We start from the raw sequence: 20,369 nt of genomic DNA, 5'->3' as shown, positions 1-20,369 counted from the left end.
GTGTCCGAAGCAGGCCGGCGGCACGATCATCTTCGCGTGATAACCGCGCTTGTAAACCTTGAGGTCCGTGCCGCAGGTGAGCGCGGCTTCGATGCGGATGCGCACCTCGCCGGGCTTCAACGCCGGTTCGGCAACTTCCTCGACGCGGACGGTTTCCTTTCCGTGCAGGACGGCAGCTTTCACGGGGACAATCTAAGCGCAACCGGCCGCGCGCCGCCAGAATCACTTCTGGGGCGGCAGCTCCAGGCGCACGGGGCCGACCGCCGGTTTGACGAGGAACGTCACGTGGCGGCTTTGCTGCGCGGCGAAGGAGAAATCAGCGGTGGTGGCATCCGTCGGGATGTTGCGAAAATCGTAGGTGCGTTCATTGGCGCCGCGGCTCCAGGAGCCGCCGTTGAGATTGGTGCTGGTGTCGGCGCGGCTGGAAATCAAATCGAGATGCCAGCCGTTTGAAAGCGTTGAAGTCGTGAAGTGCACCTGGGACATCGAAGACGAAGACCACGAACTGTTGGTGATTGGAGCCCGTCGCACCACGTAATCCAACGTGACCGTGATGCCCTTGAAGTTGGTCGTCCAGCCAACCTGGTTGGTTTCGCCCGGCGCGCCCAGCGGCACGGCCAGGAACGTAAATTCTTCCGCGGGAGTGAAGCCTTCGGCGCGTTTGAGTTCACAATCAAGCTGCCACGCCGCTTCGTCCGGCCACAGGCCCGGTGCAAAGGTAAAATAGCCCTCGTTGTAACCACCCCAGCCGAGCGTGTTGGCAGCCACCTTGTTTCCCGTTGCGTCGCTGACTTCCACTCCCGCCACGCGCCAGACCTCGTTGGAGCGGGTCAGGGAACGCAGTTGCAGCAGGCAGATCGTGTTGTTGTCGCCGTTGCCCGGGTTGTCGTTGAATTTGATTTCCCGTCGGTCGCCCGCCAATGCCGTGTAGTTCACATTGTGGCCATGACCGGTGCTGAGCTGGTTCAAGGTGGCTTCCAAATCGCCGATACGTTTCGTGGACGGGAGCGGTTCCGGTTCCCACTGCGGATAGTTCGCGAATGCAGGATTGTCGAAGGTCAGGCTGCCGCAGTTCGTTACGCTGCCGCTCGATGAGTGCTCAAACAAGGCGAGGCTGATCTGGCGCTCGCGGCGCGGGAAAACTTCAAATCGCAATTGTGGTGGATTGCCATACCAGGAACCAAACGTCTGTTCGTTGCCCGATACGAAGGCCCGGGCATTGGCCAGGCTGGCCGAGAAGTAGCCCGTGCCGGGAGGTGTGTAGATGCCATTCGTCGAGCGATCGAGCCATACGATCAGCTTCGGGATGGACGTGGTGGCGGAGTATTGCGCGGCGACGCGCGGGCCGAGAATGCGGGTCGTAATCGCCCGCAGCGGTCGCGGAAAGCGCGCCACCATCCGTGCCAGCGCGGTGCCGACGACGTGGTTGGTGCCGTAGGTCACCGCCATGATGCGGACCACCGATCCGTCGGGCAAGGTCAACGGCCCCGAGGTGATTTGCGCCGGCGGACGCAGGGCAAGGAACAAGGCGATTCCCACGGCCAGCAGGAACGGCGCGAAAAAGATGAACAGGAATCGCTTCATAACTGACCCCAATCAGATGACACGCGGCGCGGGGGCTTTGACGAACGTGGTCTCGCGCAGATAAATCGGCTCCAACCCGGCGGCCTCGACGCCGTCGCGGTGCGACATTGCCAGTTGGGCCAGCGTTGCCGCGCGCGGGAAGCGATTCAGCCCGCCGGGGAAATGCTTCGTGACATGCGGACCCGCCACCGGTTCACCCGCATCCAGCCGCGCCTGCACCACATCGCGTTTTACGATGTGAAGGGGTTCCAGTTCGTGCCGGGCGTTTTCGGAGAGCTCCCAGGTCGTGAGATAAAATTCCCCGCGCTGCGCATCGACGACAATGTTCAGCCGCCCGCGGAGTCCGTCGGTTTGTGCGCCTGCGGCAATGACTTCCGTGCTCGCAATGCCGGTTGTGGGCACGGACCGTGCGAGCTGCCAGCCCTGCGCCAGCGCGATGCCCGCGCGAATGCCGGTGTAGGAACCCGGTCCCAGCCCGACCACCAGACGGTCGATGACCTCGCGTTCGAGGCCGGCCTGTGCCAGGGCGGTTTCCACCATGGCAAACGGCCGCGTGGTGTTGCCGGGCGTGGTTTCGATGACTTCGCGCACATGCACGGCATCGCACGCCACCGCCACGCTGCGCTGGGCCGAGGAGAATTCAAGCGCGAGAATCTTCATAAACAATGCGTCGTGTGGTGTCGTTCACGATTTCAATGTTCACCCGGCGGACGCGGATTTCCGCATTGGATGTTGGATGTTCCCGGAGCATCCGTTCCGCCCATTCAATGACCGCCACGCCGTCCGGCTGCAAATATTCGTCCACGCCCGCGCCATGAATTTGGTCCGGCGTTTCGAGCCGGTAAAGATCGAGATGAAACAGCGGCAGCCGTCCGCCGTCATACACGTTCACGAGGGTGAACGTCGGCGAATGCACGCGGGCCGTGCAGCCCAGACCGCGCGCAAGCCCGCGCACCAGTTGCGTCTTGCCCGCGCCCAAATCGCCACGGAGCGCAATGACCAGGCCGCGCGGCGCCTCACGCCCCCACGCTTCGCCGAGCGCTTCGGTTTCGGCCGGACTATGCGAAATGAACGTAGCCATCGCGCTTCGATGATACGAGAATGCGTAACAAAGCTCATTCCAAAAGTCTGAAGGCAGACGAATGGTGGGCGCATGGACGGCTGCCCGGGCTTGCTATGGCAGCCTGGCTTTGCGGCCCGTCTGCTGCTCGGCTTCAGCGACCATCGAGGCGAAGGCCTGCGGCCCGCCGAAGAATGGATAATTAACCCAGCCCATTTGCGGAAGCTGATCGAGGAATTTGTCGTATTGCCCGCACTTGTAGGCGTAAAGTGCGTAATCGTGGCGCCAACCGCGCCCGTCCGGATTCAGTTCGAAGTAACGTTCAAAGCTGTCCCGGACGTCGGGCCATACTCCGGGTTGTTTCCAGTAGGCATCCTTCAAACCGCTTGCCTTGTCGTTGGCAAGCATCATGTGCGCCTGCCAGAGCACCAACGGCACGCGGCCCTTCCAGACTTTGGAGGCGACGCACTCCCGGCCGAAGGCAATCGCCTCTTCGGCCGAGCCATACCATTTGGGTTGGAGATACCAAACCTTGGTCCGCGCGGCTTCGTAGCATGCGGCATCAACTTCCATGGCCCGATGAAACCAGAGTTCCATGCGGTCCCGCCCTTGTCCCTGCCCCAATACCACGGTCATCATGGTCGCGGCGGTGTCGCTGTTTTTGGGGTCGAGCTGCCAGGAACGCTCAAGGCATCGGCCGGCTTCCGTCAAATTGGTCGCGAAGCCGCTCCAGCCGGCTTCGGTTACCTGGTTGGCATAGCCCGAACCACGCCGGTTCCAGGCCAGTTGCACGTAGGCATGACCGCAAAAATTCCACGCCAAACCTTCCTGTAGCCAGCGCGTTTGAAAATAGTCGATCAACGGCGGCAGCAGGTCATCCTTTTCCTTCGTGTTTGCGGAGATGACCTGTTGCAGCGCATCCGCCGCAAGATACGCCTCCATGAAAGGCGTTTCGGGGTCATGAAGCACGATCTCCAACTGGGCAAAAGCGCCGCGGCGGAAGCGGCCCAACATCGGCATGGCATCGCTCTGTCCGCCGTGGGCGCCGTGCCAGGCATCAGCGGCCCGGACGGCGGCGTAGAATTTCCGAATGGCCGGATAGCCCGAGCTCATCATGCCGTCGGCCACGCGGCGATAAGCCTCGGCGGTGGCTGCGCTGGCGTCCTCCGTGTCACTGTCCGTCGTGCGCAGATTCACGTAAAGCACCAGCGGGTCTGTGCAGTTCTCCGCACGGATTTGTTGCAAACGGGTGGCGAGTTCGGATGCCTGGTTCGAATCGTATTGCACGAGCAGGTGCGAATATAATTCGAGTGCCTTGCGTGCGGTTGCATCCCAGCGTGGGTCGTGAGTTCCCACTTCCTCGTAGGCTTTCACAAAGGTTCGCTCCAGCCATTCCTGACGGTCGGCAGCTGTCGCGCCTGCGCTTGGCCATGGCTCTGAAGATGTCGGTGAGCCCGGCGATACCGGCGAATTGTCCTCCGCCGTGCGGGCCGGCTTCCGCTTGCAGCCAGTGATGCACAGTGCACAGAGCAACGCGAGGGGGATCAGGTGACGATGGTTCATTGCTGATGGGATCATGGTCCGAGGTCGGCCAAAAATTGCGTTGGGACACCACACTCGACAAGCTCAAAGGAAAACAGAACCACCTCCAAGACCACGCGCGTTCGTTCAATTCAATGGAATTATGATCCTATGCGAAATGAACGTAGCCATCGCCTTGGAAAGCATGCACGCCGAACTTGTCCCGCAGCCGCAGGCCGGGTTCGGCCGTGATTTTGCCGATGCACGTGAGCTTGAGCTTGGGGAAGCGCTCCCGCCACGCATCCTTCAGCCGCACGGCGGAACCGGCCGCCACCGTGAACAGCAGCTCAAAATCCTCGCCATCGGTCAGGGCCGCGAGCAACGGCGGTTTGGCGGAACTTGAGGTGCGCGCCGTCCGTTTGGCGGCCCGGCTGACCGGCACGATGGCGGAACCAAGTTCCGCCCCGACGTGGCTGGCGTGGAGAATGTGCCGCAAGTCGCCGGCCAGTCCGTCGCTCAGATCAATCATCGAATGCAGCTTGAAGTGCGTTGCCAGCCAGTGCGCCTCCGCCAGGCGGGGCTCGAAGTCGAGGTGCTTGCCGGCGAGCGAACCGCCGAGTTCGCCCGTGACAAAAATGGCGTCGCCCGCTCTGGCGCCCGAGCGAAGCACCGCCTTGCCTTGCGGCACAAAACCCGTAAGCGCGAGCGAGACAAACATGCGGTCCGGGCTCGTCGTCGTTTCACCGCCCACGATGGCGACGTGAAATTTCCGGGCCAGTTCACTCATCCCGGCGTAAAGGCGCTCAACGATGGTGGCGTCAAAATTCCGGGGCAGGCCAATCGTGATCAGTGCAGCGTTGGGTGTGCCGGCCATCGCCGCGATGTCGCTCAAGCCGCGGGCCAGGGCTTTGCGGCCGACTTTTTCGGGTGGTGTTTCGCGGGTAAAGTGAACGCCTTCGACGACGGCGTCCGTTTTGAAAAGCAGTTGCTGTCCGGGGTTGCCGCAGTCGAGCACCGCACAATCATCCCCGGCGCCCACCACGACCGATTCGTTCGTGGGCAGCGCCTTGGTGAGGCGGGCGATGAGTTCAAATTCGGTCATGAGTGCAGCGGCAGTTCCTGCTTTTGAATGAGGTAAAGCATGACAAAGTTGAACGCATTGAATGTAGCGTGACACGCGATGCTCGCCAGCAGGTTGCCGGTTCGTTCGTAAAGTTTGGCCAGCGCCACCGCCAGCACGAACAGTGGGATGAACGTCAACGCGTTGAAATGGATGGCGGCAAACACGAGTGACGTCACCCACAGTGCGGCGTTGGGAAAGCCCAGCCGCCGGATGGCCGGGTAAATGATGCCGCGGAACAAGCCTTCTTCACCGAGCGGCGCCAGCACCATCGTGACCACCGCGAGGCCGATCCGGTCCGGCCAGGAATCGGCCAGCCGCAGGATGTAGACCGAAGTTTGCTCGGGCAATTGGATGCCGAACCGATGGGCGATCAGGCTGATGCCCGATTGCAGCAACAGGCCGACGGGCAGGAAGAGCATGGCCACTGTGGCGCCCAACACCACAGCCCGGCCGGGCGCCAATCCCAGTCCAAATCCTTCCCGCAGGGTCAGGCCGTGTTGACGTGCCAGGATCCAGATCAACGGCAGGGCGGTTCCTTGGAAGCCGACGGTGGCAATGACCATTCCGAGCACCGAAGTTTCCGGCCCGGCGTCGCCCGCGTCACCTTGCGCAATGCTGGTCAACGCCACCCCGGCGAACGCACAGACCATCAGGCCGGCGCCCCGCAGGCCGGCGTTTTCCAACGTCCAGGGCCGGGCAATGAGGAAAAAAATGGCCGTCGACGCGAACAAGCCGCCGGCGATGAGCGCCACGAAAACCAGCGGCGCTACTTTGGCGGAACCGGCGTCAAAGCGCAGGGCGGTCAGGGTGAGGGACGCGGCGAGAATGCCCGCGAAGAGGCCCGCCAGCAAACGGGCCACGGCTTCCAGGCGCCACGGTTTTTCGGTCAGCACGTGCAGGACGCTAAGCAAACGCCGCCAGCCGCCCAAGTGAAAAGCTTTGCTTCACGGGATTTCCCGGGCGCGCAGCGTTTCCAGTTCGGCCACGAACCGTTCGGGATGTTCGGGGGTCACGACAATGGTGCGCTGGTTCAACTTGACGATGACGGCCAGTTTGGGATCAGTGCCATAGGCACGATAAACGCCGAGTTGGCGGTTCCTGAAGATGCCGAAGAAGCCAAACAATCCGCCGCTGCCCCATAACCGGATGGAACCCCGCAGCGCTTCCGGATCGATCTTTACAGAGACGACGTCGGCCAGCGCATAGCGGTTCTGCCAGCCGAGCCGTTCAACGCGCAATTCGCCGGGGGCGAGCACAAAGCCGCGCACCATGAACGGCAGCGTGGCAAAAATGATCGCGAGTGGCAGAACCGCCACGGTCAGCCGCAGCACGGGTGAGGCGGAGGGCGAGAAGAAGAGCGCCCCGTAGCCGGCCACCGCCAGCAGCAAAATGAGCGAAAACGCGGTGATGATTTTCACCACCAGGCACCACGGGGCGTGGTAACGGGTTTCCGAGTTCATGGCGTTTTCCAATTTGGTGTGACAGCCCCGTCTGAACGCCCTCCGGCGATTGCATTCCCCGCTCTTGACCTTTGCGGGGCAAGCCGGCTTCGGCGTCCGTTCCAATCCCAAACTGTTGGCTCGAGCCCGCATTTGTCAATGAAAGCTGATGGGAGCGGGTGTTGGTATGAGGTCCGAATGTGAGGGGCACGCGGTTGGGGGATTGATTAATCTAAATCGCTCCTGTATCTGACCAGCTGTTGCCCGATGGACGGATACAATCGCCAAACATTTTTATTGCAGATTCCAGCATAAACGCTGGCGCCAATGGTCTTCAATTCGCTCACGTTTCTGATTTTCCTGGCCGTCGTGCTGACGGCGTATTACCGGCTGCAGCATCGCGGGCAGAATTTGCTGCTGCTGGCGGCCAGCTACGTTTTTTACGGCTGGTGGGACTGGCGGTTTGTTTCGTTGCTCCTGTTTTCCACTTTTTTTGATTATTGGTGCGCCTTGTGGATTGAGGGCCAGCCGAATCCGGCCAAGCGCAAGCTGTTCCTCTCGTTCAGCATGATGGTCAACCTCGGCGTGCTGGGGGTGTTTAAATACTTCAACTTCTTTGCCGATTCGCTGGAGCACGTGCTGGCCTTTTTTGGGATGAAGGCATCGTTTCCCGTGCTGCACGTCATCCTGCCTGTGGGCATTTCGTTCTACACGTTCCTTTCCATGAGCTATACGATTGACGTTTACCGCGGCGAATTAAAGGCGGCGCGCAATCCGCTCGATTTCATGCTGTATGTGGCGTTTTTCCCGCATCTGGTGGCGGGGCCGATTGTGCGGGCGTCGTATCTGCTGCCGCAATGCCAGCGGGCACGGGTCATCAATTCCACCGAAGTGGTGAACGGCATCTGGCAAATCCTCATGGGTTACGTGAAGAAGGTCGTGATTGCTGACCGGCTGGCGGGCATCGTGAACTGGGGATTCGGGCAGCCCGCGCCGCCATTTGCGGACGCGAACGCCTGGCTGATTGTTTATGCTTTTGCATTCCAAATTTATGGCGACTTCTCCGGTTACTCGGACATTGCGCGTGGGTTGTCGAAGCTGATGGGTTTCGAACTGGTCACGAATTTCAAGGCGCCTTATCTGGTCACCAATCCGTCCGCGTTCTGGCAGAACTGGCATATCAGTCTTTCGACCTGGCTGCGGGACTACCTTTACATTCCGCTGGGCGGCAACCGGCGCGGGCCCTCGCGCACCTACGCGAATCTCATGGTCACCATGCTGCTGGGCGGATTGTGGCACGGGGCCGGTGCTGCATACCTGCTGTGGGGATTGTTTCACGGAACAATGCTCGCGATTCACCGGGCCTGGGGTGATTTGACGGGCTTGGGCCGCCGGAACAAGGAACCGGTGCCCGCGCAGGAAACGAATTCGAGGAGGCTCTGGCCAGCCTGGCTGACGGATGTTGCGCTGGCCGTGCTGTTTTTTCACCTGACCTGCGTTGGCTGGTTGTTGTTCCGGGCGGGATCGGTGTCGCCGCATTTCAGTCAGGTGCGGGTGGTTTCCAGCTACCTGCACGCCATGTTTCAATTGCCTGGCACCATCAGCCCGCTGGTGCAACCCGTGCTCGTGCTGGGAGGTCTGGCGATGCTTTTCCAGTGGAAGCAAGAGCGGATGGACAATTTTTCAAAATGGCACATGCCGTGGCAGGCGGCGGCGGTGGTCCTGGCGCTCGCGGCCGTAGCCGGGCTGGGCGTGTTTCAAGGCGCGCAGTTCATTTATTTTCAGTTTTGAAATGAGGCGTCATCGAATTCAAACCGGGCTTTGGGCCATTGTGTTGTTCGGCTGGGCAAGCTATGCCCTGCTGGGCGGTCGGCTGGCTCATTGGATGGGCGACCGGTTTGGCGGCCTGCTCCTTCGGATTGGGCAGAACAAATTCAACGACGCGGTGATTTTTGCCCAGGGCCGCATGCGGGAGTTTCTCTGGCTGTTCACGCTGGCCATGGCGTGGGCGGCGTTGCAAACCACGTTGAACCGGGTGCTAAGCCGCCGGCCGCGGCTGGCACGGCATCGTTGGGCGGTGCATGGGATCGCGGGGTTTGTCATGCTCAACCTCTGGCTGGCGGCGGCGGGCAACACGGCGTTGTTCTGGGGAGTGATGGGGGCCGGTGCGGGCGTGCAGAATTACATGCAGTTTCAATTCAAGCGGGTTGTGTTTGAGGAAAATCGCGCTCCGCTAAAGGCGGTGCTGGTGGGGTCCAGCCAGACGCGGGCGGAAATTGACGAGAACGAACTCAATCGGCGATTGGGCACCAACCTGTGGACCAGCGAACTGCATTTTCCGGGCAGCAAAGCCTATGACCTGTTGCTCATCGAGCCAAGTTTGCGCCGGGCAAACCCGCAACTGGTCATCTGCTACCTGACTCTGGGTTACTTTTATCAGGGCTCGCACGGCGAAGTGCCGCCAAACTTCTTGACTCTTACAGAATTGCCTGATGCATGGCGCCGCGGTGCGCTGACGCATCTTTCCGGGCGGGAAATCGGGTGCGGCCTGTTGGGCGATATGCTGCCCGTCTTTCGTTATCGTGATGTGTTAAGTCAGCGCTTGCTTGGTTCCGAGGCACTCAATTTGCGTCAGACAGAATACGACGACTCCTTGAATACGAATCTTGATGTCCGCGCCGTCCAGATGGCCTGCACATTTCGACTGAACGAGGAAAGCGATTTTCAGAAGCACGCCTTCGAAGATTTGGTTCGGCGATGTGAACGGACCGGGCGCACAATGATTCTAATTGAGGGAGGCCATAACCCGATTTTGGAACGTCACTTGGATCCTGCCATTCGGCGGGACATGGTCCGTTTTCTGTCAGGATTGCAAAGCAGCCATTCCAACGTGGTGGTTATTCCCACCACCGATTTGCCGATTCAAACACCGCAGGACTACGATGATCTAAGCCACGTCAGTCCAGACATGCAGCGCAAGTTTACGGGTTTTATGGCCGGGTGGTTGGAACGCTATCTGGCCCGGCCGCGTAACCCGCAGGTGACGCCTGCGGCTCTTTAGGGCGCCTGTGCAAATTCAAATCTGGGCAAGCTTTGTTCCGGGGATGCGCCGACGCTTTCGGAGCTTGTTCCGATTTCTCGTCACAGGCAGCATGCAGGATCATGATTGAGGCCGTAATAACATTAGTGTTGCGCCGCTTTGGATGTGCTGCGTGCCTGGTGTTGTTTGTCTTCGCCTCAACGGCCAGTTGGGCGGATGATCCAAGGCCGGAAGCATGGCGCCTTTTCATTGGATCTTATAGTGATTCAACACCGGCCGTTGGTTCGGACGGGACCGTTTACTTCGGCACGGTTGTGAAGGGGCTGTTGGCAGTGACTCCCCAAGGGCTTCAAAAGTGGGCCTTTCTAACACCCAGTGAAATTTGGTCTTCCCCTGCCATTGGTTCAGACGGGACCATTTACTTCGGCTGCCGCGACCGAAAATTTTACGCCATAACGCCCGAAGGAAAGCTTCGTTGGACTTTTCAAACCCAGGCGTGGGTGGATTCCTCAGCGGCATTGGGAACCAATGGTGCTGCTTACTTTGGTTCGTGGGATAAAAACTTTTATGCCGTGGACAGGAATGGGAAGGAACTGTGGCGGTTCGCAACACAAGGTCCGGTGGTTTCGTCTCCGGCCATTGACCGGGAGGGGAACATTTATTTTGGCTCGCACGATCATCAATTCTACGCGTTGTCGGCCGACGGGAAGAAGCGTTGGACGTTTGCCACGGGCGGACCGATTATCACTTCGCCGGCTCTTGATGGTGAAGGGCGCGTTTACTTTGGTTCGGTAGATGGTTTTTTTTATGCCTTGGAGCAAGATGGTCGTTTGCGATGGAAAGCGCGCACCGGCGGCAGTTCAAATGGCTCACCCGTGGTGGGCATGAACGGTCATGTATATGCTTTGGGTAGTGATGGTTTGTGGGAGTTTGACGAGGGGGGTAAACGCGTGTGGAAGCGAGCCGGGGCTCCTTTCACCGTATCACCGTTGATTGAAGCCGATGGCACATTGTTCATTTGTCAACCGGTGGGTATGGTGGCGGCTTTTGATCCGGATCATAACATGAAGTGGCACGCCTTTCCTGGTCCCAACGGCTGGAGTTCACCGGCCATCACTCCTTCCGGACTGTTGCTAGTGATGAATATGGGTAAATACCAACTAATCGCCATTCAGGGAGATGCTCCGCTCGCCAGCACGCCGTGGCCCAAGTTTCGCGGCAACTTGCGCAACACCGGCAACCTTGCCGATCCCCAGCCGTAGTCATTTCTTCGCGTTCCATTCTTGCCCGCCTTGCGGCCTTTTACGCACTATCCGCACCTATCATGAGCAAGGTCTGTCTCATCACCGGATCCTCGGGCTTGATTGGTTCCGAGGTTGCCGGCTTCTTTCATTCGCGCGGGTTTGCCGTGCATGGGGTGGACAACAACCAGCGTGAAACCTTCTTTGGTTCGCAGGGCAACACGCGTTGGAATCAACAACGCCTCGCCACCGAGCTGGCCCGTTTCACCCATCACGAACTCGACATCCGAAACCGACCCGGTGTGGCGGCGCTGGTGAAGGAACTGCGTCCTGCGGTCATCATCCACACGGCGGCGCAGCCGTCGCACGATCTGGCGGCGAAGATTCCTTTTGATGACTTCGACGTGAACGCCGGGGGCACGCTGAACCTGTTGGAAGCCGTGCGGCAGCATTGCCCCGAATCGCCGTTCATTCACATGTCCACGAACAAGGTTTACGGTGACCGTCCCAACATGATTGCACTGCGGGAACTCGACCAACGTTGGGACTATGCCGATCCCGCGTATGAACACGGCATTTCGGAAAGCTTTTCGATTGACCAATCCAAGCATTCACTGTTCGGTGCCTCCAAGGTCGCTGCGGACGTCATGGTGCAGGAGTATGGCCGCTACTTCGGAATGCCCACCTGTTGCTTGCGCGGTGGCTGCCTGACGGGACCGAACCACAGCGGCGTTGAACTGCACGGTTTTCTCAGTTACCTGATGAAATGCAACCACGAAGGGCGTGAATACAAGGTTTTCGGTTACCTGGGCAAACAGGTCCGGGACAACATCCATTCCGAGGACGTGGCGCGGTTCATGTTTGAATTCTATCAGGCGCCGCGCAGGGGGGAGGTTTATAACCTCGGGGGCGGCAAGGGAAATTCCTGCTCGATTCTGGAGGCGTTTGAAATGGCCCAGGCCGTAACGGGACGGAAACAAATTTACACCTATGTGGACCAGGCGCGAGCCGGCGACCACATCTGCTATTACAGCGACTTGCGCAAGATGCGGGCACACTTTCCCAAGTGGGAGTTGCAATACAGCTTGAAGGACATCTTCCAACAAATCGGGGCTGCCTGGGAGCGGCGGCTCTGCGTAGATGGCACAAAGGTGGGGTGACGATAATTGTGCTTAATCCGCCAAGACATCTGATCCTTGTGGAGCCTGCCGCGGGTGTGAGAAGTGGCCATTTCACCGAGAAGCTGAAGCTATGGGCGGAAGGCTCGCGCGCGGCGGGGGTTAAAGTAATCACGTTGGTGACGTGGAGCCAAATCGAGGGGCCGCCCTGCCGCGTGGAACGGGTGGTGGTGGCGCCCGCCATGGCGCGTGCCCTCGGACGGTTCGTGCCATGTCGTTTCAAGGCGAAGTGGGCTGAGTTTTGGACGTATCTGCGCGCCGGGACAGTAAGCCGCCAAACAAGGGCTCCTCTGATCGGACTTACTGCGTCAGGACCGATGTCGCTGGCTTTTGCGACTCATTTTATTCGGCCCGCAAAGTGGCTGCAAGTTGTGATGTATGGCGGGATTGTAATGGTCGCAGACCAGCCCCGACTCGATGAGCGGCGGCGGTGGGAGTTTGCTGCGCTGCTCCGACGCGGCTGCATCCTGCTCTGCAATGCTCCGGTGACGGCTGATGTTCTGGTGCGTGAATATCAAGCCCAGCGATTTTCCGGCGCGATCGAATATTTGCCCGACCCAATTTTCGTGCCTGATTTCGTCAGGAACAGTTCGGTGAAAAAGGCTTCCGAACCATTTACCCTGCTGGTCTCAGGCGAGGAAAATGATCGCCGCACGCCGTTGGCACACCTCCTGGATGCTGGGCCAAAGACTGAAATTGCAAAACTGGTGCTGCACCAACCCGGCAAAGCCGAACCGGTTCTGGCCGACGGACGACAATGGGTGAAGCCGTCTGCGATAAACGTCGTGGAAGTCGTCACCGACTATCTTGTGGGCGAGCCGTTGGTGAGATTGTTCGCCTCGGTGCGGTGTGCGGTAATTGTTTATGCACCTGCCTTTGCCCAAGGCAGCGCGAACTTTGCCTTGGCGGTGGCGAGCGGGACGCCGGTGTTGTCCAGCCGTTTTCCCTATGCTGAAGACATGTTCAGGCGATTTGGCCGGCTGGGCGAGCTGTTCCACTATGGTGAAAGCGACGGTTTTAACGCAGCGCTGGGGCGGATCGCCTTGTGGGGCGAAAGCGACTGGGGCGAGTTTCAGGAAGCCCGGCAACGATTTGTCGCTGAAGTGGAATATCGGGCGGTGGTGCGCCGCACACTTGAGCTTGCAGTGAAATCGTCCCCAGTGGATCAAAAATTGAACTGAAGAGTTTTATGAATTGGAAGGAACACATCAATGCGGGGCTGGCCCGTTTGGGATACAATCTCGTTCGTCTGCCTCGTCCCTGGCCCCAGGTTCAGGGGCGTGATTGGGTGGCCGACGCACGGCGTATTTTGGGGGAGCGCAAGGCCGGGGTGATTTTTGATGTTGGCGCGAACACGGGCCAAACGTGTGTCCGCCTCGCGGCGGCCTTTCCCGGGGCGAAGGTCTTCAGCTTTGAGCCATTTCCAGGGTCTTTCGCCACCTTGGAAGCCGAATGCCGCCGGCTTCCTGGAGTTGAGCCCGTTAACGTGGCCTTGGGTGAGCAGGCGGGAGAACTGGAAATGTTTGCCAACGCGAATAGCGAAACCAATTCGATCCTGCCTGCCACGTCTGCCGCCGAAGCTTGGTTGCCAAGCAGCATGATCGGGCGGGTTGGTTCCGTCAAAATTGCTGTCCAGACTGCGGATGCATTTTGTGACGAACGCGGACTGGCGCGCATTGACCTCATGAAAATCGACACCCAAGGTTACGAACTGCATGTTTTGCGCGGGGCTCAACGGATGCTGGCGCAGCGCAAGGTGTCGGTGATCAATTTGGAGGTTCAATTCGTGGATTTTTACGAAGGCCAGCCGGCTTTCACGCAGTTGTTCGAACATCTGGCGGCCATTGGGATGACGTTTGTCGGCTTATACAGCGCGGCCTATTCCAGTCAGAATCGACTTCTTTGGGCGGATGCCCTGTTTGCCTCGGAGGAGGTTGTGGGAAAAGGCTCATCCTACTGATGAGCGGCAAAGGCCGGTCGTGAAGCATGTAATTGACGGGGCAAACAACTTTGGTCGATTCCATTGGGGTTCGGATTTTTAATTCACCATTCCAAGCATGCCCGCTAGCTTCTCGCAAACGTGAGTCGAGTAAAAAATATCGCCCGTGGGCTTATGTCGGGCTACGCCGTCATTGGTGCCAGCGTGTTGCTGACCATGGCATCGGTGCCACTGGCACTCAAATACCTTTCCAAGGAGGAATTTGGTTTGTGGGCGGTGGTTTCCCAGATCGCAGGTTATCTCAACTTGGTGGATTTGGGGATGTCCAGTTCGATTGGTCGGTTGCTGATTGACTACAAGGAGGCGCGTGGAGCGGCTTATGGGTCGATGGTTAAGACCGGTTTTCTGGTTTTGCTCTCGCAAGGGGTGATTGTCGCACTTGTAGGCTTGTCACTGGCATATATTCCGCCGGCATTCTTGGGGATCCCCGATTCGTTGCACACCGCATTTTTCGGTTTGTTGGTGGGGCAGGCACTGCTCATGGGGGCTGGGTTTCCAATGCGGATTTACGGACATCTGCTCTATGCCCATCAACGTCTTGACATCATCAATTACGGGCAGGTGGCTCAGTTCGCGGTTCAATTGCCAGCAATGTGGGTGGCGTTTGCGTTTGGAGCCGGTGTGTATGGGCAGTTGATCGGGGCAGTCGCAGGGACGATAACGTCATACCTAATGTGTGTCGGCGTCTGCCTCCATTTGGGTTTTTGGCCGAAGTCCCATGAATGGAGCCCTTTTAGTCGGCAAAAATTCTTCGAGATATTCGGCTATGGAGCGGACATGTTTGCGGTCTCATTGGGGTCGCAACTGATTAACTCCAGCCAGACCATCCTTGCCTCGCGGCTTTTTGGCGTGAACCTTGCAGCGGTTTGGTCAGTGGCGACTAAGGCATTTAATTTGGTTTTTCAGTTCGTATGGCGCATCTGGGCGGCGGCGGTGCCGGCGTTTTCCGAGATGCAGGCGCAGGGGGATGAAACACGAATACGCACCCGCTACCAAGGAATGTTTGTTTTAGTGACCACTTTGGGGGCCGTTGCTGCAGTGGCGTTTGCCGTTTGCAATGGTCCCTTTCTGGCGGTGTGGACGAACGGGAAAATTGGTTGGGCCTCTCAAAATAATTGGCTGCTTGGTTTGTGGTTGATTCTGCTGGCACAGGTTTCCGGTCATGGCAGCCTGATCATGTCCCTAAAGCGGATTCGCGCGTTGAAGTTCATATACTTTGCCGAGGGCATGATATTCGTGCTGGCGTGTTTGGCGTTGTCGGGGTGGGGCGGATTCTCGGTCTTCCTGTTGTGTTCAATTGTTTGCACCAGTTTGTTCACGTTTGCCTACAGCACGTGGCGGATTGCAGGTTTGATGCATGTGCCGGTCATGCGCGTGCTGATTGGCTGGCAGAAACCAATGCTCATGGTCCTGGCGTGGTTGATTCCGCTTGGTGTCTTGTTGCAGTGGTCCACGCAATCCTGGCCGCTGCTGCTTCAATTGGCCGTGCGTGTCACAATTACGGGGTTGGCGGGGGCGATCCTATTTCTCCGTTACGGACTTTCCGTCGAATGGGTGGAAAGGGTTAGAGGGCATTTGCCGGGGTTGGTGCGATTATGGTTTGTCCGCATAGCTCGTGCGGTTGCGCCGAATCCGCGGCAAAAAGCTGGAGAAGTGTAAGAACGGGCTTCAAATGGCATAGCCGGTCATGGCCCGATATCTTCCAGCGTGTCAATCACTAGTTTGCTAACGGCTTGAATGCCAACGGCAGCTAGCCATTTCTGCGAGATGGTATTCGGGTTGCGCTGGTCCAATTTCCAGGCGTCGGCTTCTGCGCAGAGGGCATCAAGCAAGTGAGGGGCAGATGGTCGGCATGCGCTGGTGCCTGACGCACTGCTGACGAAGAAGGGAACGCTCGCAATGTCACTGGGACCGACCACGCTGCACCCGCAGCACAGGGCCTCTGCCGCAGCGATATTGTAGCTCTCAAAGCGGGAGGTCATCAGGAAAATTTTCGAACGTTGATAGACGGGGCTTATCTCATGGTGTGGAATTAGCCCGTGGAAACGGATTCTTCCCCGTAGCGTTTCCGGGACGCGAGATTCGGTCGAGTGCTTGCTTTTGGGCAGTTCCCCGACGATTTCCGCATTCCAGCCCGGTCTTAAAGTCAGGAATCGTTCCAACACGCTCAGGAGGAGAGGAAAATTTTTTTGATAGGTGTGCCAACGGCCTACACTGATCACAGTATTACCCCGTTTTGTTTCATTCATCGGGATGGCTGGTGCAGCAGCTGAGGGATGTGGGATGGTTACCACTTGAGTCTTCTTTTGTCCGAACCTTCGAAGAAATCGCTGCATCCGGGCCGTGGCAATGGGCGATTCAGCGGCTACGACAGGCAGCTGTCCCATCGTTCGGGCCATTTTTTTATCGAGCAATGCGGGCAAAATCGTGGTTGTTCCCATGCGCAAGAGTGTTAGCAATGGAGCAAATAACCTCTTCGTTTTGACTGGCGAGTCCCAATAACCTCCTAGAGTCGCGCGCCAGTAATAGCCCGGCCAAATCCATGGGGCGCGAACTCCATCTGTGTCCAGTTTTTCCAAAACGCGTGGTGTTGCTGCCAGTGCAGCTTGCCGTATCCGATCATAGCGAGGCGCCGACCACGTGTTCAGAACAGCACCCCATGGGGTCTGGTCTTTCCACCATGCGGGATTTTCAATATCACCCAAGCTCCCGAGAATAAGTGGCCGTTTTGGATCCGGTGTATGTGGCTGACCAAACGCAACCAAACGGGCATCGATGCCGTGGTCGCGGAGTCCGCTGACAAGCAACCCCATATCCCTTTCCCAGAAGCGGCCCGTTTCCGAGTAGGGCAGTGGAATCACTGCCAACACCTTGCGCCCGGAGGTAATCATGAAAGGGTCAATGCGGTGATATCGTGGGCGGCAACCACGTTGATGTATTCCCAGTCTTGGCGTGCGTTTTCCAGTTCGCGTGCGTCGCGGATTTCGTGAAATGTGCCGCCATCTTGTTGTTGGAACAATTTCAGGCCAGTCGACTTCACAGTGGCGTAGAATTGATCAGGGGTGACGCCAAAACGTCGCATGTTGGACGGACAATATTCAATGATTAGCACGCTATCAGGGCTGCGGCTGATCAGCTGGACAGCTCCTGCCAGCACAGCACTTTCCGCCCCCTCCACGTCAATTTTGACGAGTCGAGGAGGGGTGCTCAGCATGCGGGCCGCCCAAGAATCGAGTGAAACTGCTTCCACGGAGATTGTTTTTGAGATGTCTCCTCCTTTCGTAGCGAGCGAGTTGCCAAGACAACTGACATTGTTGATGCCGAATTCGAGCGTGGTGTCTTCGCGATACACGGCCTTGCGCACACAGGTGCAGTTCGACAAATGCCGCGTGTTGAAACTGAGGCATTCGAACACAGCGGGGGTTGGCTCAAAGGCAAATACCCGCCCCTTGGGGCCGACGAGCTTCGCAAATTCACGGGTGTGGATGCCGAAGTTGGCGCCCACATCCAACACGATGTCATCTTGGCGCAACAGAAGTCGATAATCTTGAAAGGTCTGCTGATCCTCACGTGAACGAATCCCCAGCGCCCACATTAGTCGACTCCAAAGCGGTATTTCCGGCGTAAAGGACCAGCTCCGGGCCCGGCATATCAGGTGCACGGCAGGGGCGGCCACATACTGGCACAGGCGTTTGAGCTGTGAGGATCTTCCAATGCTTCGCTCGTATAGGAGTCGAAAATTCATGAAATGCGCGTAAATCCTTCAACAAGGCTGGCGGTAAGGCGAGCATATTTGCTACTTGAACACTTGTTGGCGCGCGGGGACACAGGCCGCTCAACGGTTCTTGACGGACGCGCGTATAAATACAGGTATGAATCGTATCAGTCCGAATTGCATCCGGGTCGCCGTTGACGCCCACCGGCTGGTGTGCGAGTCGCATACCAGCGGGGCGTTCTATTTGGGGAGCATGTTGCAGGAGTGGATTGCTCCCGACCCGGTGTTTCATTTTGACCTGTTGCTGCCGGTGCTGCCGGAGAGGCAGACCCCGTGGACAGAGATTTTTTCCGCGCCAAACGTGAGGCTGGTCACGCCGGAGCGGAAAATGGACCCCACGGTCTCCTATCGGGCGCAACTGTTCTGGCAGCAGGTCGTGATACCCAGCTTGATGCATCGGCTCCGATCGGACCTTTACTTTTCGCCGTTTCATTTGACCCCGCTGTGGCCCAGGCGCGTTCCGGTTGTAAGCACAATCCACGACCTGTGTTTTCTATCGGACCCCTTTTTTTCCTTGGGGCATCAGGTGCATCGGTGGCAGATAAACTCGGCTTGCCTGCGGGCCAAGGCGCTGATTTGTGTGTCCCAGTTCACCTGCGCTGCGTTGGCGCGTTGGTCGCCGAGGGCAGCTCAAAAGGCTGTTGTGGTTCCAAATGGAATCGACAGCGACCGACTGGCGGTGACGGAAGCGAAAAACCTGATCGAGCATGAAGCCATCCCCGTCAAGCTGCGCGAGTATTTCATCTGGGTGGGCAATCCTGGTCAGGAACGAAAGAACATCCCGTTGCTCCTCCAAGCGTTTGTGGCGCATCGCAAGGTATTTCCCGAACACCGACTGGTCATGGTGGTTCCTCAGTCAGCGCGGGGCGCGTTGATGGAACGCGAACTGGCGCGCCAGGTCGGTTCGTCATTGGTTCTGCTTTCGGGCATTTCAGGGCAGCTGCGAGACGCGTTGTATGCGTGTGCTGCCGCGTTGGTGTTTCCAAGCACCTGTGAGGGGTTTGGTTATCCGGTTGCGGAAGCGATGGCGCAGGGGTGTCCACCCATTGCGGCGGCGACTGGGCCGGCGGCGGAAATTGTGGGCGGTGCCGTGCCGTTGTGCGCGGATTTTCAACCGCAATCGTTCGTGCAGCGGATGCGTGAGTGTGTGGGACTGCGAGAGGCTCAACGTGCGAGCGATGCCGAAAAGCTGCGACGGCGGGCGGAGGAATTTTCAATCAAACGAATGGCTGCTGCCACGCTGAAGGTCCTGTCAGGTGCGCTGGGACAATAACGATTCGTAAATGCGTTTTAATTGCAGGGCCACATCGGTCCAGGCGCACGGCTTTGGAGGCGGCTTGAGAGACGGGGCAGCATCGTAAAACTGTCGCAGCACGGTTGCAATTCTGGTGGCATCAGCCACTGGACAATAGGTGGCGTCCCGTTTGAATACGCTTCTTGCCCATGGCAGATCACTGAGGAGCAGGGGGCACTCGCACGCGGCGGCTTCAAGCGCCGAGAGACTCAATGTTTCCATCGTGCTTAGGAGAACGAATCCTCGTGCAGCGCGGTAAATCGAGGCCAGTTGAGTCCGGTCCGTGATCGGCCCCTCATAACGGACGAATTCGCCATGCCGGTGCGCCGTTTTGAAAAATGATTGTGCGTAGGGATCGCTTTCTGCATAGGGCTTCCCGATGATCCGAACGGGCACTTTGGCCAGCGCCGCAGCTTCGGCTAACTCCACAACACGCTTAAGTGGAGTGATGGTTGCGGTGCAAACGAGCCATCGATCGCGTTCGCGCGGAGCGCTGGCTGGAAACACCGGCTCGACGCCGTTCGGCACCACGTGAACACGCTCGGGTGGTGCGTCAAACATTTTTCCCATCAAGTATCCTTCCCATGGCGTGAGCGCAATGCACGCATCAGCGAGCCGGTAGGAATCCCAGGCCATCCGCGCCGTGAAGGGTGATGGTAAGACGGCTTTGGCGGTCGTCATGAACAGTTTTTGAGCGAACCGTGTCAACGCGCTGCGCGCTCCCAAGCCGGCGAGCAACTCTTGCATCACCACCCTCATCCCCTTGCCATGCGCGAAATGGATGTAACTGGCGTCAGGCCGCCCAAAGAAATGAATGAGGTCGCCGGTCTGGGATTCGTCCCACCAGCGCAGGCGTTCGGCGTCGACGCCAATGGCGCCCAGAGCGTGGAGGGTTTGCTCGATCTGGATTTGCAAGCCGCCGTGCGCGAGTCGGAACGGGGTGTGATGATCAAAGAGGATTTTCATTCAGATTCATAACGATACAGACCGCAAAGCTCCCCAAGCGATGAACAGATGGTGGTTGTCTGTTCGCGGGACGATCGCTCCAACCCTTTATGGTGGTTTTTGCCTTGGAGGCGTGACTGCAACTTTTTCCGGGTTCATGCGCCATGCTG

At 58.4% G+C, this 20,369-nt stretch carries 19 protein-coding genes; 8 read left to right on the top strand and 11 right to left on the bottom strand.

Features of this window, described 5'->3' with window-relative positions; genetic code table 11:
* From VFV96_07835 to VFV96_07800, 8 genes are all read right to left on the bottom strand, one after another.
* On the bottom strand, positions 1-183 hold a 183-nt coding region (locus tag VFV96_07835; GenBank protein ID HEU5070308.1), incomplete at its 3' end, for an alcohol dehydrogenase catalytic domain-containing protein.
* Positions 184-222: 39 nt separating this feature from the next.
* Positions 223-1,584 (bottom strand): hypothetical protein, encoded by a 1,362-nt coding sequence (locus VFV96_07830; protein ID HEU5070307.1) that lies wholly within the window; start codon positions 1,582-1,584, stop codon positions 223-225.
* Between the two features lie 12 nt (positions 1,585-1,596).
* The gene (gene tsaB / locus VFV96_07825; protein ID HEU5070306.1) at positions 1,597-2,244 is read right to left on the bottom strand and encodes a tRNA (adenosine(37)-N6)-threonylcarbamoyltransferase complex dimerization subunit type 1 TsaB; all 648 of its coding nucleotides are present in this window, start codon (positions 2,242-2,244) and stop codon (positions 1,597-1,599) included.
* On the bottom strand, positions 2,225-2,665 hold the full coding sequence (gene tsaE / locus VFV96_07820; protein HEU5070305.1) for a tRNA (adenosine(37)-N6)-threonylcarbamoyltransferase complex ATPase subunit type 1 TsaE: 441 nt from the start codon (positions 2,663-2,665) through the stop codon (positions 2,225-2,227). The genes tsaB and tsaE overlap by 20 nt, the downstream gene beginning before the upstream one ends.
* 93 nt (positions 2,666-2,758) lie before the next feature.
* Entirely contained in the window at positions 2,759-4,018 is a 1,260-nt protein-coding gene (locus VFV96_07815) for a hypothetical protein (protein HEU5070304.1), read from the bottom strand.
* 316 nt (positions 4,019-4,334) lie between these two features.
* Positions 4,335-5,267, bottom strand: a complete 933-nt coding sequence (locus VFV96_07810; GenBank protein HEU5070303.1) for a thiamine-phosphate kinase — start codon at positions 5,265-5,267, stop codon at positions 4,335-4,337.
* On the bottom strand, positions 5,264-6,181 hold the full coding sequence (locus tag VFV96_07805; protein HEU5070302.1) for a type II CAAX endopeptidase family protein: 918 nt from the start codon (positions 6,179-6,181) through the stop codon (positions 5,264-5,266). Before VFV96_07805 ends, VFV96_07810 begins: the two co-directional genes overlap by 4 nt.
* A 51-nt stretch (positions 6,182-6,232) precedes the next feature.
* Positions 6,233-6,748, bottom strand: a complete 516-nt coding sequence (locus VFV96_07800) for a PH domain-containing protein (GenBank protein ID HEU5070301.1) — start codon at positions 6,746-6,748, stop codon at positions 6,233-6,235.
* A gap of 306 nt (positions 6,749-7,054) precedes the next feature.
* Between VFV96_07800 and VFV96_07795 the strand changes: the two genes are divergently transcribed.
* The 7 genes from VFV96_07795 (at position 7,055) to VFV96_07765 (ending at position 15,844) form a co-directional block, all read left to right on the top strand.
* Positions 7,055-8,518 carry an MBOAT family O-acyltransferase gene (locus VFV96_07795; GenBank protein ID HEU5070300.1) on the top strand — a complete coding sequence of 488 codons (1,464 nt, stop codon included), beginning with the start codon at positions 7,055-7,057 and terminating at the stop codon, positions 8,516-8,518.
* Between the two features lies 1 nt (position 8,519).
* Positions 8,520-9,788, top strand: a complete 1,269-nt coding sequence (locus VFV96_07790) for a hypothetical protein (protein HEU5070299.1) — start codon at positions 8,520-8,522, stop codon at positions 9,786-9,788.
* Between the two features lie 101 nt (positions 9,789-9,889).
* Positions 9,890-11,029: a PQQ-binding-like beta-propeller repeat protein gene (locus VFV96_07785; protein ID HEU5070298.1), complete on the top strand. Its 1,140-nt coding sequence runs from the start codon at positions 9,890-9,892 to the stop codon at positions 11,027-11,029.
* Positions 11,030-11,091: 62 nt separating this feature from the next.
* Positions 11,092-12,168: an NAD-dependent epimerase/dehydratase family protein gene (locus tag VFV96_07780; GenBank protein ID HEU5070297.1), complete on the top strand. Its 1,077-nt coding sequence runs from the start codon at positions 11,092-11,094 to the stop codon at positions 12,166-12,168.
* 8 nt (positions 12,169-12,176) lie between these two features.
* Positions 12,177-13,367, top strand: coding sequence for a hypothetical protein (locus VFV96_07775; GenBank protein ID HEU5070296.1), 1,191 nt, complete (start codon positions 12,177-12,179; stop codon positions 13,365-13,367).
* Between the two features lie 107 nt (positions 13,368-13,474).
* Positions 13,475-14,146, top strand: coding sequence for an FkbM family methyltransferase (locus tag VFV96_07770; protein HEU5070295.1), 672 nt, complete (start codon positions 13,475-13,477; stop codon positions 14,144-14,146).
* 120 nt (positions 14,147-14,266) lie between these two features.
* Complete coding sequence (locus tag VFV96_07765) at positions 14,267-15,844, top strand: lipopolysaccharide biosynthesis protein (protein HEU5070294.1); 1,578 nt, start codon at positions 14,267-14,269, stop codon at positions 15,842-15,844.
* 26 nt (positions 15,845-15,870) lie between these two features.
* On the opposite strand, the gene VFV96_07760 is transcribed toward VFV96_07765, so the two are convergent.
* Positions 15,871-17,076 (bottom strand): glycosyltransferase, encoded by a 1,206-nt coding sequence (locus tag VFV96_07760; GenBank protein HEU5070293.1) that lies wholly within the window; start codon positions 17,074-17,076, stop codon positions 15,871-15,873.
* Complete coding sequence (locus VFV96_07755) at positions 17,073-17,930, bottom strand: FkbM family methyltransferase (GenBank protein HEU5070292.1); 858 nt, start codon at positions 17,928-17,930, stop codon at positions 17,073-17,075. The genes VFV96_07760 and VFV96_07755 overlap by 4 nt, the downstream gene beginning before the upstream one ends.
* Before the next feature lie 100 nt (positions 17,931-18,030).
* Between VFV96_07755 and VFV96_07750 the strand changes: the two genes are divergently transcribed.
* Positions 18,031-19,233 carry a glycosyltransferase family 1 protein gene (locus tag VFV96_07750; GenBank protein HEU5070291.1) on the top strand — a complete coding sequence of 401 codons (1,203 nt, stop codon included), beginning with the start codon at positions 18,031-18,033 and terminating at the stop codon, positions 19,231-19,233.
* Here the strand turns inward: VFV96_07750 and VFV96_07745 are convergent.
* A complete protein-coding gene (locus tag VFV96_07745) occupies positions 19,213-20,220 on the bottom strand; it encodes a glycosyltransferase family 4 protein (GenBank protein ID HEU5070290.1) in 1,008 nt (335 codons plus the stop codon). The two genes, VFV96_07750 and VFV96_07745, sit on opposite strands and share 21 nt — an antisense overlap.
* Between the last annotated feature and the right edge of the window lie 149 nt (positions 20,221-20,369).

The sequence above is a fragment of the Verrucomicrobiia bacterium genome (assembly GCA_035765895.1).
Classification (GTDB): Bacteria; Verrucomicrobiota; Verrucomicrobiia; order Limisphaerales; family DSYF01; genus DSYF01.
This window is presented reverse-complemented; position numbering and strand designations above follow the sequence as displayed.